At 69.5% G+C, this 14638-nt stretch carries 14 protein-coding genes; 11 read left to right on the forward strand and 3 right to left on the reverse strand.

What is annotated here, in order from left to right:
* Both B0W80_RS04955 and B0W80_RS04960 read right to left on the reverse strand, forming a co-directional pair.
* Positions 1-921, reverse strand: a complete 921-nt coding sequence (locus B0W80_RS04955; RefSeq protein ID WP_076997992.1) for an SMP-30/gluconolactonase/LRE family protein — start codon at positions 919-921, stop codon at positions 1-3.
* 145 nt (positions 922-1066) lie between these two features.
* Positions 1067-2029 (reverse strand): LysR family transcriptional regulator, encoded by a 963-nt coding sequence (locus tag B0W80_RS04960; RefSeq protein ID WP_076997993.1) that lies wholly within the window; start codon positions 2027-2029, stop codon positions 1067-1069.
* A 121-nt stretch (positions 2030-2150) separates the two neighbouring features.
* On the opposite strand from B0W80_RS04960, the gene B0W80_RS04965 reads away from it, so the two are divergent.
* The 8 genes from B0W80_RS04965 (at position 2151) to B0W80_RS05000 (ending at position 11773) form a co-directional block, all read left to right on the forward strand.
* Positions 2151-3605: an aldehyde dehydrogenase family protein gene (locus B0W80_RS04965; RefSeq protein WP_076997994.1), complete on the forward strand. Its 1455-nt coding sequence runs from the start codon at positions 2151-2153 to the stop codon at positions 3603-3605.
* Between the two features lie 43 nt (positions 3606-3648).
* Entirely contained in the window at positions 3649-4614 is a 966-nt protein-coding gene (locus B0W80_RS04970; RefSeq protein ID WP_076997995.1) for an ABC transporter substrate-binding protein, read from the forward strand.
* A 10-nt stretch (positions 4615-4624) separates the two neighbouring features.
* A complete protein-coding gene (locus tag B0W80_RS04975) occupies positions 4625-6139 on the forward strand; it encodes a sugar ABC transporter ATP-binding protein (protein ID WP_076997996.1) in 1515 nt (504 codons plus the stop codon).
* On the forward strand, positions 6132-7193 hold the full coding sequence (locus B0W80_RS04980) for an ABC transporter permease (protein ID WP_076997997.1): 1062 nt from the start codon (positions 6132-6134) through the stop codon (positions 7191-7193). Before B0W80_RS04975 ends, B0W80_RS04980 begins: the two co-directional genes overlap by 8 nt.
* Positions 7190-8212 carry a galactofuranose ABC transporter, permease protein YjfF gene (gene yjfF / locus B0W80_RS04985; RefSeq protein ID WP_076997998.1) on the forward strand — a complete coding sequence of 341 codons (1023 nt, stop codon included), beginning with the start codon at positions 7190-7192 and terminating at the stop codon, positions 8210-8212. The genes B0W80_RS04980 and yjfF overlap by 4 nt, the downstream gene beginning before the upstream one ends.
* Before the next feature lie 30 nt (positions 8213-8242).
* The gene (locus B0W80_RS04990) at positions 8243-9988 is read left to right on the forward strand and encodes an IlvD/Edd family dehydratase (protein ID WP_076997999.1); all 1746 of its coding nucleotides are present in this window, start codon (positions 8243-8245) and stop codon (positions 9986-9988) included.
* Between the two features lie 37 nt (positions 9989-10025).
* Entirely contained in the window at positions 10026-10952 is a 927-nt protein-coding gene (locus B0W80_RS04995; protein WP_076998000.1) for a dihydrodipicolinate synthase family protein, read from the forward strand.
* A 92-nt stretch (positions 10953-11044) separates the two neighbouring features.
* Positions 11045-11773: a glutathione S-transferase gene (locus B0W80_RS05000; RefSeq protein ID WP_076998001.1), complete on the forward strand. Its 729-nt coding sequence runs from the start codon at positions 11045-11047 to the stop codon at positions 11771-11773.
* Here B0W80_RS05000 and rsmI read toward each other — a convergent pair.
* Positions 11752-12696 carry a 16S rRNA (cytidine(1402)-2'-O)-methyltransferase gene (rsmI, locus tag B0W80_RS05005; protein ID WP_076998002.1) on the reverse strand — a complete coding sequence of 315 codons (945 nt, stop codon included), beginning with the start codon at positions 12694-12696 and terminating at the stop codon, positions 11752-11754. The two genes, B0W80_RS05000 and rsmI, sit on opposite strands and share 22 nt — an antisense overlap.
* Positions 12697-12698: 2 nt before the next feature.
* Between rsmI and B0W80_RS05010 the strand changes: the two genes are divergently transcribed.
* From B0W80_RS05010 to B0W80_RS05020, 3 genes are all read left to right on the forward strand, one after another.
* Complete coding sequence (locus B0W80_RS05010; RefSeq protein WP_179106833.1) at positions 12699-13085, forward strand: YraN family protein; 387 nt, start codon at positions 12699-12701, stop codon at positions 13083-13085.
* Positions 13086-13262: 177 nt separating this feature from the next.
* The gene (locus B0W80_RS05015; protein WP_076998003.1) at positions 13263-13889 is read left to right on the forward strand and encodes an SIS domain-containing protein; all 627 of its coding nucleotides are present in this window, start codon (positions 13263-13265) and stop codon (positions 13887-13889) included.
* A complete protein-coding gene (locus B0W80_RS05020; protein ID WP_076998004.1) occupies positions 13886-14626 on the forward strand; it encodes a BON domain-containing protein in 741 nt (246 codons plus the stop codon). Before B0W80_RS05015 ends, B0W80_RS05020 begins: the two co-directional genes overlap by 4 nt.
* Positions 14627-14638 lie beyond the last annotated feature (12 nt).

The raw sequence follows: 14638 nt of genomic DNA on the forward strand, positions 1-14638 counted from the left end.
TCAGCCCGCGAACTTGAAGGGCGCCACGCCGGGGCCGTCGACCTCCACGGCGAAGAGTCCGCCGGCAAGTGGTTCGTGTGCGAGCCGCGCCTCGTCCAGTCCGACCCGCGCCGACGTGATGTAGAGCGTGCGCAGGCCGGGCCCGCCGAACGCGCAGTTGGTCACCTGGCTCACCGGCAGCGCGATGCGCGCGAGCTCCTCGCCGCCGTGCGGGTGGTGGCAGGTCACGCAGCTGCCGGCCCAATGCGCGACCCAGATGCGGCCCGCCGCATCGGTCGTCATGCCGTCGGGCAGGCCGTCGCTGCGTGCGAAGCGCAGCCATGGCCGGCGGTGCGCGACGGTGCCTTGGGCGGGATCGAAGTCGTAGGCGTGGATCGTTCCGTTCACGGTGTCGTTGAAGTACAGCGTGCGGCCGTCGAGCGACCAGGTGGGGCCGTTCGTCACGGCGAAGCCGCTGTCGTGCCGGCTGCACCTGCCGTCGGCGTCCAGGCGGTACAGCGCGCCGGTGGGTGCGATGCAATCGAAGTCCATGGTGCCGGCCCAGAAGCGGCCATCGGCATCGCACTTGCCGTCGTTGAAGCGGTTGGCGGGCTGGTCGGCTTCGGGCTGCTGCAGCCATTGCACGCCGGCCTGCGGCGCAGCCGGATCGAACAAGGCGAAGCCGCGCCGCAGCGCGACCGCGAGCCCGGGCGCCGACGCCCGCTCGGCCAGCGCGGAGATCTCTTCGTCGAAGCGCCATTCGGCCTGCGCGCCGTCGGCGGGGTCGAAGCGGAACATGCGCTTCTCGAGGATGTCGAGCCAGTACAGCGCCTGCTCGCGCACCGACCACATGAGGCCCTCGCCCAGGCTGGCACCCGCAGGCAGGATGCACCGGGGCTGGCCCTCGATGCGCGGGGCGGCAATGCTCGTTGATGTGTCCAAGGGGGTCTCCGATGCAGTCTGCCAAGCCCGTGCGCCTGACGCGCGGCATCGTAGCAAGGCACGGCCGCCGACGAAACTGCGCAGATGCGGATGGGGCGATACGCGAATTGCAATCCTTCGACCACGCCAGGCCGCACCACTCCGCTCAGGCTTCGACCTCGAGCCGTCGTCCGTAGACCTCCAGGCTCGCCTGCTTCAAGGCCCGCAGCATCACCTTGGCCGCCGGCGAGAGCAGCCGGTCGGTGTGCGTGATGATGCCGAAGGCGTCCATGTGGCAGGGCACCGGCACGGGCAGCACCGCGCCCAGGCCGTGCGCGGCGTAGTAGCGCGCCACGTCGGTCGCCAGCACGGCCAGCATGTCGCTCTGCTGCAGCATGCGCGTGAGGAAGAGCAGCGCGGAGGTCTCGATGACGTTGCCCGGCGGCGCCAGGCCTTCCTCGCGGAACATCAGCTCGAAGCGGTGCCGCAGCACGCTGCCGGCCGGCGGCACGATCCAGCCCGCGCCGACCAGGTCGCGCAGCGTGAGGCCGGTCATGCCCAGCAGCGGATGGCCGGGCCGCACCAGCGCCGACACGGGCTCTTCGGTGAGCGGCTCGTAGCGCAGCTTCGTCTTGTCGTGCTCGGCGGACAGCCGCGCGACCAGGATGTCGAGCCGGCCCTGGTCGAAGCGCTCCATCAGCAAGGGGCTGGTGTCGATCTCGAGCGCCACGCGCAGCTGGGGCTGGTCGCGCTTCACCAGCGCGACGGCCGTCGGCATGAGCGTGAGCCCGGGCGCGGTGATGGTGCCCACGCTCACCTGGCCGAAGCGCCCGGCCTTGAGCGCGGTGAGTTCGTCGTGCGCCTCGTTGAGGCTGGCCAGCGCCATGCGGGCGTGGCGGATCATGCTTTCGCCGTACCAGGTGGGCTTCATGCCGCGCGGCAGGCGTTCGAAGAGCGGCACCTCCAGCACGTCTTCGAGGTCTTTGAGCAGCTTCGATGCGGCGGGCTGCGTCATGTTCAGCACCTGGGCCGCGCGGTGGATGTTGCCTTCTTCGGCCAGCGCGACCAGCAGCAGCAGCTGCCGCGTCTTGAGCCGCGCGCGAATGAACCAGTGGGTGTAGTTTGTCATCGGGTTTTCGCCAATCCGGTTTCTGGCATCGATTCGATCCAAATATTGATTGGAAAGATATCGGTGCGATTCCTAAACTGCGCCGCACTCTTCGCTTGTCCCGCACATTGGAATCACGACGTTGAAGCGCAGCCCCGAGGTCCAGCACACCGTGCGCCACTACATCGATGGCCGCTGGGAGACGGGCGTGACCACCGGGCTCAGCATCAATCCATCGGACCTGCGCGAAACGGTGGCCGAGTACGCGCGTGCCGACCGCAGCCAGACCGACCGTGCCGTGCGTGCGGCCGCCGCCGGGCAGCGGGTGTGGAGTGCGACCACGCCGCAGCGCCGGGCCGATGCGCTCGACCAGATCGGCAGCGAGATCCTCGCGCGCCGTGACGAGCTGGGCCTGCTGCTGGCGCGCGAAGAGGGCAAGACCTTGCCCGAAGCGATCGCCGAGGCGGCCCGCGCCGGCCACATCTTCAAGTTCTTCGCCGGCGAGGCCTTGCGCGTGGGTGGCGAAAGCATTCCCTCGCTGCGCCCCGGCGTGCAGGTGGACGTGTCGCGCGAGCCGGTGGGCGTGGTGGCGCTCATCGCGCCGTGGAACCTGCCGCTGGCCATCCCGGCGTGGAAGATCGCGCCCGCGCTGGCCTGCGGCAATGCGGTGGTGCTCAAGCCGTCCGAGCTGGTGCCGGCCTGCGCCTGGGCGCTGGCCGAGATCGTCAGCCGCGCCGCGCTGCCGGCGGGCGTTTTCAACCTGGTGATGGGCAGCGGCCGCGAGGTGGGGAAAGCGCTGGCCGAGCATCCGCTGGTCGACGCCATCAGCTTCACCGGCAGTGCCGCCAACGGCGAGCGCGTGCTGCGGGCCGCCGCCGCGCGGCGCGCCAAGGTGCAGCTGGAGATGGGCGGCAAGAACCCGCTGGTGGTGCTGGCCGATGCCGACCTGGACCTGGCCGTCGACTGTGCGGTGCAGGGCGCGTACTTCTGTACCGGCCAGCGCAGCACCGCATCGAGCCGCCTGATCGTCGAGGCGCCAGTGCACGACGCATTCGTCGCGCGCATGAAGCAGCGCCTGGGCACGCTGAAGGTCGGCCATGCATTGGAGCCCGGCATCGACATCGGCCCGGTCGCCGGCCGCAGCCAGCTCGAACGGAACCTGGGCGCCATTGCCAGTGCACGCGACGAAGGCGCCGAACACGTGTGGGGCGGCGAGCTGCTGCAGCGCCCGAGCGAAGGCCACTACCTGAGCCCCGCGCTGTTCCTCGCGAAGCCCGCGCACCGCATCGCGCGCGACGAGGTGTTCGGCCCGGTGGCCTGCGTGCTGCGCGCCGACGATGCCGAGCACGCGCTGGCGCTGGCCAACGACACGCCCTTCGGCCTGTGCGCCGGCATCTGCACCAACTCGCTGCGCCACGCCATGCACTTCAGGCGCCATGCGCGCGTGGGCATGACCATGGTCAACCTGCCGACCGCCGGTGTCGACTACCACGTGCCCTCCGGCGGCCGCAAGGCATCGGGCTATGGCGCGCGCGAGCAGGGGCGCCACGCCACGGGCTTCTACACCTTGGCGAAGACCGGCTACATCCGGGCATGAACGATTTCAACCAGAGCAAAGCAGAGCAACCAGGAGACTTCCGATGACACTGAACCGCCGCACCCTCACCACCGCCATCGCCGCCGCTTCGCTCGGCGCGCTCCTGCCGGCCGCCGCGCTGGCGCAGAAGAAGATCGTCCTGGGCTTCAGCCAGGTCGGCGCCGAGAGCGAATGGCGCACCGCCAATACCGAGTCGATCAAGTCGGCCGCCAAGGACGCCGGCATCGAACTCAAGTTCTCCGACGCGCAGCAGAAGCAGGAGAACCAGATCAAGGCCATCCGCTCCTTCATCGCGCAGAAGGTGGACGTGATCGCCTTCTCGCCCGTGGTCGAGTCGGGCTGGGAGACGGTGCTGCGCGAAGCCAAGGCCGCGAAGATCCCGGTGGTGCTGACCGACCGCTCCGTCAACACCAAGGACGACACGCTCTACGTGAGCTTCATGGGCTCCGACTTCATCGAAGAGGGCCGCAAGGCCGGGCGCTGGCTGGTCGAGAAGATGAAGGACCAGAAGGGCGAGGTCAACATCGTCGAGCTGCAGGGCACCGTGGGCTCGGCACCGGCCATCGACCGCAAGAAGGGCTTCGAGGAAATCATCAAGGCCGACCCCAAGTTCAAGATCATCCGCTCGCAGACCGGCGACTTCACGCGCGCCAAGGGCAAGGAGGTGATGGAGGCTTTCCTCAAGGCCGACGGCAAGAAGATCAACGTGCTCTACGCGCACAACGACGACATGGCGATCGGCGCCATCCAGGCGATCGAAGAGGCGGGCATGAAGCCGGCGAAGGACATCACCATCATCTCGATCGACGCCGTGAAGGGCGCCTTCGAGGCCATGATCGCCGGCAAGCTCAACGTGTCGGTCGAGTGCAGCCCGCTGCTGGGGCCGCAGCTGATGTCGGCCGTCAAGGACATCAAGGCCGGCAAGACGCTGCCCAAGCGCATCGTGACGGAGGAGACCATCTTCCCGATGGAGGTGGCGGCCCAGGAGTTTCCGAAGCGCAAGTACTGAGCCGGCTGCCATGCAGCCGGTGCTGGCGCTCGAGGGCATCCGCAAGCAGTTCGCCGGCGTCGATGCGCTGCGCGACGTGCGCTTGCGCCTGTACCCGGGCGAGATCCATGCGCTGATGGGGCAGAACGGCGCGGGCAAGTCGACGCTGATCAAGGTGCTGACCGGCGCGCTGAGTTCGGGCGGCGGCAGCATGCGGCTGGACGGCGAGCTCATTCAGCCGGCCACGCCGCTGGAGGCGCAGAAGCTGGGCATCAGCACCGTCTACCAGGAGGTCAACCTGTGCCCCAACCTGTCGGTGGCCGAGAACGTGTTCGCCGGCCGCTATCCGCGGCATGGCGCGGCGCAGGGCTTCCGCATCGACTGGTCGGCCGTCAACCGGCGCGCGCGCGAGCTGCTGGCGCGCATCGGGCTGGACATCGACGTCTCGCGGCTGCTGTCGAGCTACCCGGTGGCCGTGCAGCAGATGGTGGCGATCGCGCGGGCGCTGGGCGTGTCGTCGAAGGTGCTGATCCTCGACGAGCCGACATCCAGCCTCGACGACGACGAAGTGCGCAAGCTCTTCGAGGTGCTGCGCCGGCTGCGCGACGAGGGCCTGGCGATCGTCTTCGTGACCCACTTCCTGAACCAGGTGTATGCGGTGTCCGACCGCATCACCGTGCTGCGCAACGGCACCTGGGTGGGCGAGTGGCGCGCGGCCGAGCTGGGCCCGCAAGCCTTGATCGCGGCGATGCTGGGGCGCGAACTGGCGGCCCAGTCCGCGCGCGCGGCGGGGCTGCCGGTGGTCGGCATCGACGCGCCCGCGCTGCTCGAAGCGCAGGGGCTCGGCCAGTCGGGGCAACTGCAGGCGATCGACCTGCGCGTGCGCGCAGGCGAGATCGTCGGCCTGGCCGGCCTGCTGGGCGCAGGCCGCACCGAGCTGGCGCGGCTGCTCTTCGGGCTGGAGGCGCCGGACCGCGGGCAGCTGCGCATCGACGGCGAGCTGGTGCGCTTCGCGAGCCCGGCCGATGCGATTCGCCGCGGCCTCGCGCTGTGCCCCGAAGAGCGCAAGACCGATGGCATCGTGGCCGAGCTGTCGCTGCGCGAGAACATCGCGCTGGCGTTGCAGGCGCGGCGCGGCATGCGCCGCTTCCTGCCGCGCGCCGAGCAGGCCGCGCTGGCCGAGCGTTACGTGAAGGCGCTCGACATCAAGGCCGCGAGCGTGGACACGCCGATCGGGTTGCTGTCGGGCGGCAACCAGCAGAAGGCCATCATCGCGCGCTGGCTCGCCACCGAGCCGCGCCTGCTGATCCTCGACGAGCCCACGCGCGGCATCGACGTCGCGGCCAAGCAGGAAATCATGGCGCAGATCGTGCGGCTCGCGCAGGCGGGCATGGCGGTGATCTTCATCTCGTCGGAGATGAGCGAAGTGGTGCGCGTGGCGCATCGCATCGTGGTGCTGCGCGACCGCGCCAAGGTGGGCGAGCTGCCGGCCGGGAGCACCGAGGACGAGGTCTGCGAGCTGATCGCGGCGACATCCGATGCGTGACGCAACGCCGCCCCCCTCGACTCGCTTCGTCGCCGTGGCGCTGCGCCACCGGCTGGCCTGGCCGCTCTTGACGCTGGTGCTGCTGCTCGCGCTCAACGCGGCCTTCAACCCCGGCTTTCTGCACCTCGAATGGCGCGACGGGCATCTGTACGGCAGCCTGATCGATATCCTCAACCGCGCGGCGCCGCTGGTGCTGGTGTCGCTGGGCATGACGCTGGTGATCGCCACGCGCGGCATCGACATCTCGGTGGGCGCGGTGGTCGCCATCGCGGCGGCCACAGCGGCGTGGATGATCGGCGGCTCGGTGTCGGGCAACGTCGCCCGCTTTCCGATGCCGGTGGCCACCGCGGCCGCGGTCGGCATCGCGCTGGTGTGCGGCCTGTGGAACGGGCTGCTGGTCGCGCGCGTCGGCATGCAGCCGATCATCGCCACGCTGATCCTCATGGTGGCCGGTCGCGGCATCGCGCAGCTGATCACCGGCGGGCAGATCATCACCATCTATTACCAGCCCTTCTTCTTTCTCGGCAGCGGCTTCCTGCTGGGCTTGCCGTTCTCGCTCTTCGTGGTGGGGCTGGTGTTCGTGCTGCTGTACCTGGCGATCACGCGGACCGCGCTGGGCCTGTTCATCCAGGCGGTGGGCATCAACCCGACGGCCGCACGCGTGGCCGGCGTGCAGGCGCGGCGGCTCGTGGTGGGCGCCTATGCCTTCTGCGGCGCCTGCGCCGGCGTGGCGGGCCTGCTGATCAGCTCGAACGTGAAAAGCGCGGACGGCAACAATGCCGGGCAGCTGCTGGAACTCGACGCGATCCTGGCCGTGACCTTGGGTGGCACCGCGCTGACGGGTGGGCGCTTCAGCCTGGTGGGCAGCGTGATCGGCGCGTTGATCATCCAGACGCTGACCTACGCGATCTACTCGCTGGGCGTGCCGCCGGAAATCAACCTGGTGGTGAAGGCGGTGGTGGTGTTCGCGGTGATGCTGCTGCAATCGCCGGAGTTTCGCGCCAGCCTCGGCGCGTTGGCGCGGCGGGCACCGCTGGAGGGGGTGCGGCGATGAGCGCGGTGATGGAAGAGCCGAACGCGCCTGCGCGCGCCGCCGCGCCAGGTCGCCGAGCGCGCTTCAATCCCAAGTACCTGCCGCTGGCCGCCACCGTCTCGCTCTTCGTCGCCATGGGCGCGCTGGGCTCGGTGCTCTACGACGGCTTCTTCTCGGCCCAGGTCTTCTTGAACCTGCTGATCGACAACGCATTCCTGATCGTGGTCGCGGTCGGCATGACCTTCGTGATTCTTTCGGGCGGCATCGACCTGTCTGTCGGCTCGGTGATCGCGCTGACCACCATGGTGTCGGCATCGCTGGTCGAAAAGCACGGATGGAACCCGGCGGCCGTGATCCCGCTGGTGCTGCTGATGGGCACGGCCTTCGGCTGCGTGATGGGCGTGCTGATCGAGCGCTTCCGGCTGCAGCCCTTCATCGTGACGCTGGCCGGCATGTTCCTGGCGCGCGGGCTGTGCTACCTGATCAGCATCGATTCGATCAGCATCACCAACGAGTTCTATTCGTCGGTGTCGCAGCTGCGCATTCCGCTGGGGGCCGACGCCTCGCTGTCGATCAGCGCGGTGATCGCGCTGCTCGTGCTGCTGGCGGCGGTGTTCGTCGCGCATTGCACGCCCTTCGGACGCACCGTCTACGCCATCGGCGGCAGCGAGCATTCGGCCATGTTGATGGGGCTGCCCGTGCGCTCCACGCTGGTGGGCGTGTATGCGCTCTCGGGCTTCTGCTCGGCGCTGGCCGGCGTGATCTTCACTTTCTACATGCTCTCGGGCTACGGCCTGCATGCGATGGGGCTGGAGCTCGACGCCATCGCGGCCGTGGTCATCGGCGGCACGCTGCTGACGGGTGGCGTCGGCTACGTGGCCGGCACGCTGTTCGGCGTGCTCACGCTCGGGATCATCCAGACCTTGATCGCCTTCGACGGCTCGCTGAGCTCGTGGTGGACGCGCATCGTCGTGGGTGCGCTGTTGTTCTTCTTCTGCCTGCTGCAGCGCTTCTTCACCGCGCGGGCGCCGCGGCGCTGAGTCTTTCTTTGCTCCTACGAGGCCCCTTCGATGCCGGATGCCCCCAAGAAACTTCGTTCCGCCCAATGGTTCGGCCCGGCCGACAAGAACGGCTTCATGTACCGCAGCTGGATGAAGAACCAGGGCATCCCCGACCATGAATTCGACGGCCGCCCGATCGTGGGCATCTGCAACACCTGGTCCGAACTCACGCCCTGCAATGCGCACTTTCGCAAGATCGCCGAGCACGTGAAGCGCGGCATCTCGGAGGCCGGCGGCTTTCCGGTTGAGTTCCCGGTGTTTTCCAACGGCGAGTCGAACCTGCGGCCGACCGCGATGCTCACGCGCAACCTCGCCAGCATGGACGTGGAAGAGGCGATTCGCGGCAACCCCATCGATGCGGTGGTGCTGCTCGCCGGCTGCGACAAGACCACGCCGGCGCTGCTGATGGGTGCGGCCAGCTGCGACGTGCCGGCCATCGTGGTGAGCGGCGGGCCCATGCTCAACGGCAAGCTCGAAGGGCGCGACATCGGCTCGGGCACTGCGGTGTGGCAGCTGCACGAGTCGCTGAAGGCCGGCGAGATCGACCTGCATCAGTTCCTCGCGGCCGAAGGCGGCATGTCGCGCTCGGCCGGCACCTGCAACACCATGGGCACGGCCTCCACCATGGCCTGCATGGCCGAAGCGCTGGGCGTCGCGCTGCCGCACAACGCCGCCATTCCTGCAGTGGATGCGCGGCGCTACGTGCTGGCGCAGATGTCGGGCGCGCGCGTGGTGGCGATGGCCAAGGAGGGGCTCACGCTGTCGAAGATCCTGACCCGCGAGGCCTTCGAGAACGCGATCCGCGTGAATGCGGCCATCGGCGGTTCGACCAACGCGGTGATCCACCTGAAGGCGATCGCCGGCCGCATCGGCGTCGAGCTGGCGCTGGAGGACTGGACGCGCATCGGCCGCGGCACGCCGACACTGGTCGACCTGCTGCCCTCGGGCCGCTTCTTGATGGAAGAGTTCTATTACGCCGGCGGCCTGCCCGCGGTGCTGCGCCGGCTCGGCGAGGCCGGCCTGCTGCCGCACCCGGGCGCGCCCACCGTGAACGGCCGCTCGCTGTGGGACAACGTGCGCGATGCGCCGAGCTACAACGACGACGTGATCCGGCCGCTCGACAAGCCGCTGCTGGACGACGGCGGCATCTGCATCCTGCGCGGCAACCTGGCGCCGCGCGGAGCGGTGCTGAAGCCCTCGGCCGCCACGCCGGAGCTGCTGAAGCACCGTGGCCGCGCGGTCGTGTTCGAGGACTTCGACGACTACAAGCGGCGCATCGGCGACGAATCGCTGGAGGTCGACGCCAGCTCGGTGCTGGTGCTGAAGAACTGCGGCCCGCGCGGCTACCCCGGCATGGCCGAGGTGGGCAACATGGGCCTGCCGCCCAAGCTGCTGCGCCAGGGCATCAAGGACATGGTGCGCATCTCCGACGCGCGCATGAGCGGCACGGCCTACGGCACGGTCGTATTGCATGTCGCGCCCGAGGCCGCCGCGGGCGGGCCGCTGGCGGCGGTGCAGGAAGGCGACTGGATCGAGCTGGACTGCGAGGCCGGCCGCCTGCATCTGGACGTGAGCGACGACGAGATCGAGGCGAGGCTGGCTGCGCGGGCGGCGGATGCGCCGCTTCAGTCCACCGTGGCGCGCGGCGGCTACGCGCGCCTTTACATCGACCACGTGCTGCAGGCCGACGAGGGCTGCGACTTCGACTTTCTCGTCGGCTGTCGCGGCGCAGAGGTGCCGCGGCATTCGCATTGATTCGAACGCCTTTCCGAACGTTGTTCCTGGAGCCAGCATGACCCTGGACGCACCGCGCTACCGCGGCATCTTTCCGGTGGTGCCCACCACCTTCAGCGACACGGGCGCGCTCGACCTGGACAGCCAGAAGCGCTGCATCGATTTCATGATCGACGCCGGCTCCGACGGCCTGTGCATCCTGGCCAACTTCTCCGAACAGTTCCTGCTGGCCGACGACGAGCGCGAGCTGCTCACGCGAACCGCGCTCGAGCACGTGCAGGGCCGCGTGCCGGTGATCGTCACCACCACGCACACCAGCACGCAAGTGTGCGCGGCGCGCAGCCGGCGCGCGCAGGACATGGGCGCCGCGATGGTGATGGTGATGCCGCCCTACCACGGCGCCACCTTCCGCTTCGGCGAGCCGCAGATCCATGCCTTCTACGCGCGGTTGTCCGATGCCATCGGCATTCCCATCATGATCCAGGACGCGCCCGCGAGCGGCACGCCGCTGTCGCCGGCATTGCTCGCTCGCATGGCGACGGAGATCGAGCAAGTCGCCTACTTCAAGATCGAAACCGCGGGCGCCGCATCGAAGCTGCGCGAGCTCATCCGCCTCGGCGGCCAGGCCGTCGAAGGCCCGTGGGACGGCGAGGAAGCCATCACCCTGTTGCCCGACCTCGACGCCGGCGCCACCGGCTCGATGACCGGCGGCGGCTACCCCGACGGCCTCCGCCCGATCATCGAGGCACACCGCAAGGGCGATCGCGACAAGGCCGCTGCGCTCTACGAACGCTGGCTGCCGCTCATCAACTACGAGAACCGCCAGGCCGGCTTCCTTGCCGCGAAGGCGCTCATGAAGGAGGGCGGCGTCATCGCCTGCGAAGCCCCCCGGCATCCGTGGCCGGGGCTGCATCCGGAGACGCGCAAGGGCTTGATCGAGACGGCGCGGCGGCTCGATCCGCTGGTGTTGCGGTGGGGGCGTTGAGGATGGCTGCCGGCTGACCGTTCACGACGGCTGCGCCCTACAGGCCTGCGGTTGACGCGAGCGCCTTGACCGCTAGCATGGGTCGAAGCACCATGACCTACCAACTCCACTACTGGCCCACCATCCAGGGCCGCGGCGAATTCGTGCGGCTCGCGCTCGAAGCGGCCGGAGCCGACTACGTCGACGTCGCGCGCGAGCCCTCGGGCAAAGGTGGCGGCGGGGCGGCGTTGGGGCGCTTGCTGCGCGACTCCGGCAATCCGCGTGCTGCGTTTGCGCCGCCCTTTCTGGTCGATGGCGACATCGTGGTCGGGCAGACGGCGGCGATATTGCTCTACCTGGGGCCGCGCCTCGGCCTGGCGGGCATCGGCGAGACCGACGGGTTGTGGACGCATCAGTTGCAGCTCACGATCGCCGACGCGGTGGCCGAGGCGCACGACACGCACCATCCGATTTCGACCAACGCGTACTACGAAGACCAGCGCGAGGCGGCGAAGGCGCGGGCGAAGGACTTTTGCGATGCACGCATTCCAAAATTTCTCGACTGGTTCGAGCGCGTGCTGACGCTCAATCCGTCCGGCGACTTGCATCTGGTGGGCGACTCGTTGACCTATGCCGATCTGTCGCTGTTCCAACTGGTCGCGGGCCTGCGTTATGCCTTTCCGAAGGCCGCGGCGCGGGCGTTGGCGAACGCGCCGGCGGTGGCCAAGCTGCATGCCAACATCGCGCGCCGGCAACGGGTGCACGACTACTTGCAGAGCCCGCGCCGCATTCCCTTCAACGAAGAAGGGATCTTCAGGCACTACCCCGAGCTGGACTGCTGATCGCCGTTGCCGCGCAGGCGCAGTGCCAGGTCGTAGAGCGCGTTGCGTGGCGCGCCGCTGATCTCGGCTGCCAAGCGCACGGCGCTTTTGAGCGGGAGCTCTGCCAGCAGCAGCTTCAGCACGCGCTCCGCATCGGCGTCGTTGTTGTCGGCGGGCCGCGGATGCAGCACCAGCGCGAACTCGCCGCGCGTGCGGTCGCGGCCGGCGGCCAGCCATGCGGAAAGGTCGGCGGCGCTCGTGGTCGCGATTTCCTCGAACTGCTTCGTGAGTTCGCGGCCGACCGTCACGCGCCGCTCTCCGAGCACGGCCAGCGCGCGCGCCAGGGCCTCGATGCGATGGGGCGCTTCGAGCAGCACCACGCTGCGCGCCTCGGCAGCGAGCGTCTGCACGGCGGCATCGCGCTCGCCGGCCTTGCTGGGCAGGAAGCCGGCGAAGACGAAGGCGCCGTGGTCCTCGCCACCCACCAGGCCCGCCGCCGCGACCAGCGTGGTCACGCTGCTGGCGCCGGGCAGCGGCAGCACGCGCAGGCCGGCCTCGCGCACCGCGGCCGCCAGGCGCGCGCCGGGGTCGCTGATGCCGGGCGTGCCCGCGTCGCTGACGTAGGCGATGCGCCCGCCGGCCGACAACCGGGCCACCACGGCCTGCGCGGCCTCGGCCTCGTTGTGCTGGTGCAGCGCGAGCAACTGCGCCGAGGGGCGCTCGATGCCATAGGCGCGCAGCAGGCCCTGGGTGTGGCGCGTGTCTTCGCAGGCCACGACGTCGACCAGTTGCAGCACGTGCAGCGCCCGCAAGCTGATGTCGGCCAGGTTGCCGATGGGGGTCGCGACCATGTACAGCGTGGCTTCGGGATAATGCTGCGCGCCCGCGGCATCGCGTGCGCCTTGAAGGGCGGCGCCGAAGGAGGCGGAAGCGAGGGAGCTCAAGAATGTTTCTCCAGAACAAGAAGGTGGCGAGCGCCACCACCAAGCAGCGCGGCGATGCGGCCGAGGAGGCCGCACTGGCGCACCTGCAGGCGGCCGGCCTGATGCTGGTCGCGCGCAATTATCGAACCCCGGGCCGCGGCGGCGGCGAGATCGACCTGATCATGCGCGAGCCGCGCGACGGCACCGTGGTCTTCGTCGAGGTGCGCCAGCGTGCCGGCGCAAGCCATGGCGGCGCGGCCGGCAGCATCACCGCAACCAAGCGCCGGCGCATCGTGTTCGCAGCGCGGCACTACCTAAGCCGGCTGCGCGCGCTGCCGCCGTGTCGATTCGACGTGGTGCTGGTGGAGGCGCGCATCGAATGGATTCGCGCGGCCTTCGATGCGGATTGAAGTGTGTAGCCCCCACGCTCGGCACTTCGTGTCCTCGCTGCCCCCCGAGGGGGCTCTTCCGCCTTGGGGCTGCCCTGCGGTGGAAGGCCGCACGGCTCAGCGGAACCCTTTCGCGCGCATCGCACTCAACGCCAGCACTACCTTTTGTTTCCCTATGCGCAGTTATCATCCCGGCCCATGCTCGAGCAACGGATCCAGCAGCATTTCATCGACAGCGCCGACCTCAAGTACCAGGCAGGCCCGCTTCTCAGCAAACCCATTTCGCAAGCGATGCAGGCGCTGCTCGCGTGCGTCACCAGCGGCGGCAAGATCCTGGCCTGCGGGTCCGGCATCTCGGGCCTGCTGGCTTCGCAGTTCGCCGCGCAGTTCGTCGGCCGCTTCGAGCGCGAGCGCCCCGGGCTGGGCGCCATCGCCTTGCCGCTTGACGATGCCTCCGACCCCGCGTCCGACACCGAAGCCGCACCCGACCCCGACCGCTTCGCCCGCCAGGTGCGCGCATTGGGCCAGGCCGGCGACGTGCTGCTGGTGCTGAGCGCCAGCGGCCAGGCCGGCACCGTGCTGGCCGCCGTGGAGGCTGCGCATTCGCGCGACATGAGCGTGATCGCGCTGCTCGGCAATGCGGCCGGCAGCGGCGCCAGCAACCCCGGCGGTGCCGTCGGGCGCGCATTGCGCGAAACCGATGTCCAGGTCTGCGTGCCGCACGAACGCGCGGCACGCATCCACGAAGTCCACCTGCTCGCGCTGCATTGCCTGTGCGACGGCGTGGACGCCCAGTTACTCGGAGAACAGGAAGGTTCCATATGACGTTGACATCCACCCATCGCCTCGTGCTGGCCGCAGCCGCCGCTGCCGCGCTGGCCGCCAGCTTGTCCGCCTGCGTGCCGCTGGTGGTCGGCGGTGCCGCGGTGGTCGGCGCGGGCATGGTGGCGACCGATCGCCGCAGCTCGGGCGCGCAGATCGACGACCAGGGCATCGAGCTGCGCGCGGCCGCACGGGTGCGCGAGATCGCCAACGACCAGATGTACGTCAGCGTCACCAGCTTCAACCGCCAGGTGCTGCTGACCGGCGCGGTGGGCAACGAGGCCGACCGGCGCCGCGTCGAAGAAGTGGTGCGCCGCGTGGACAACGTGCGCTCGGTGGTCAACGAGCTCACCATCGGCGCGCCCAGCACCTTCCAGCAGCGCTCCAACGACACGTTGATCGTCGGCAAGATCAAGGCCTCGCTGCTCGATGCCAAGGACGTCTTCGCCAACTCCTTCAAGGTGGTGGTCGACCGCGGCACGGTGTACCTGATGGGCCTGGCCACGCGGCGCGAGACCGACCGCGCCACCGACATCGCCCGTGGCGTGTCGGGCGTGGAGAAGGTGGTGCGCGTGGTCGAGGTCGTGAGCGAGGCCGAGCTGGCAGGGCAGCAGCCCGCCGGCACCGGCAGCCCGCCGCCCGCGTCGCGCTCCAATGTGCCGCTGCCGCCGATGGAGCCGCTGCCCAACGCACCCGCACCTTCGGGCGGAGCGGGCGCGGTAGCGACGCCGGTGCGCTGAGGCAGCGCTTGC

It is taken from the genome of Variovorax sp. KK3 (assembly GCF_001984055.1).
In the GTDB taxonomy this organism is placed as follows: Bacteria; Pseudomonadota; Gammaproteobacteria; order Burkholderiales; family Burkholderiaceae_C; genus Variovorax.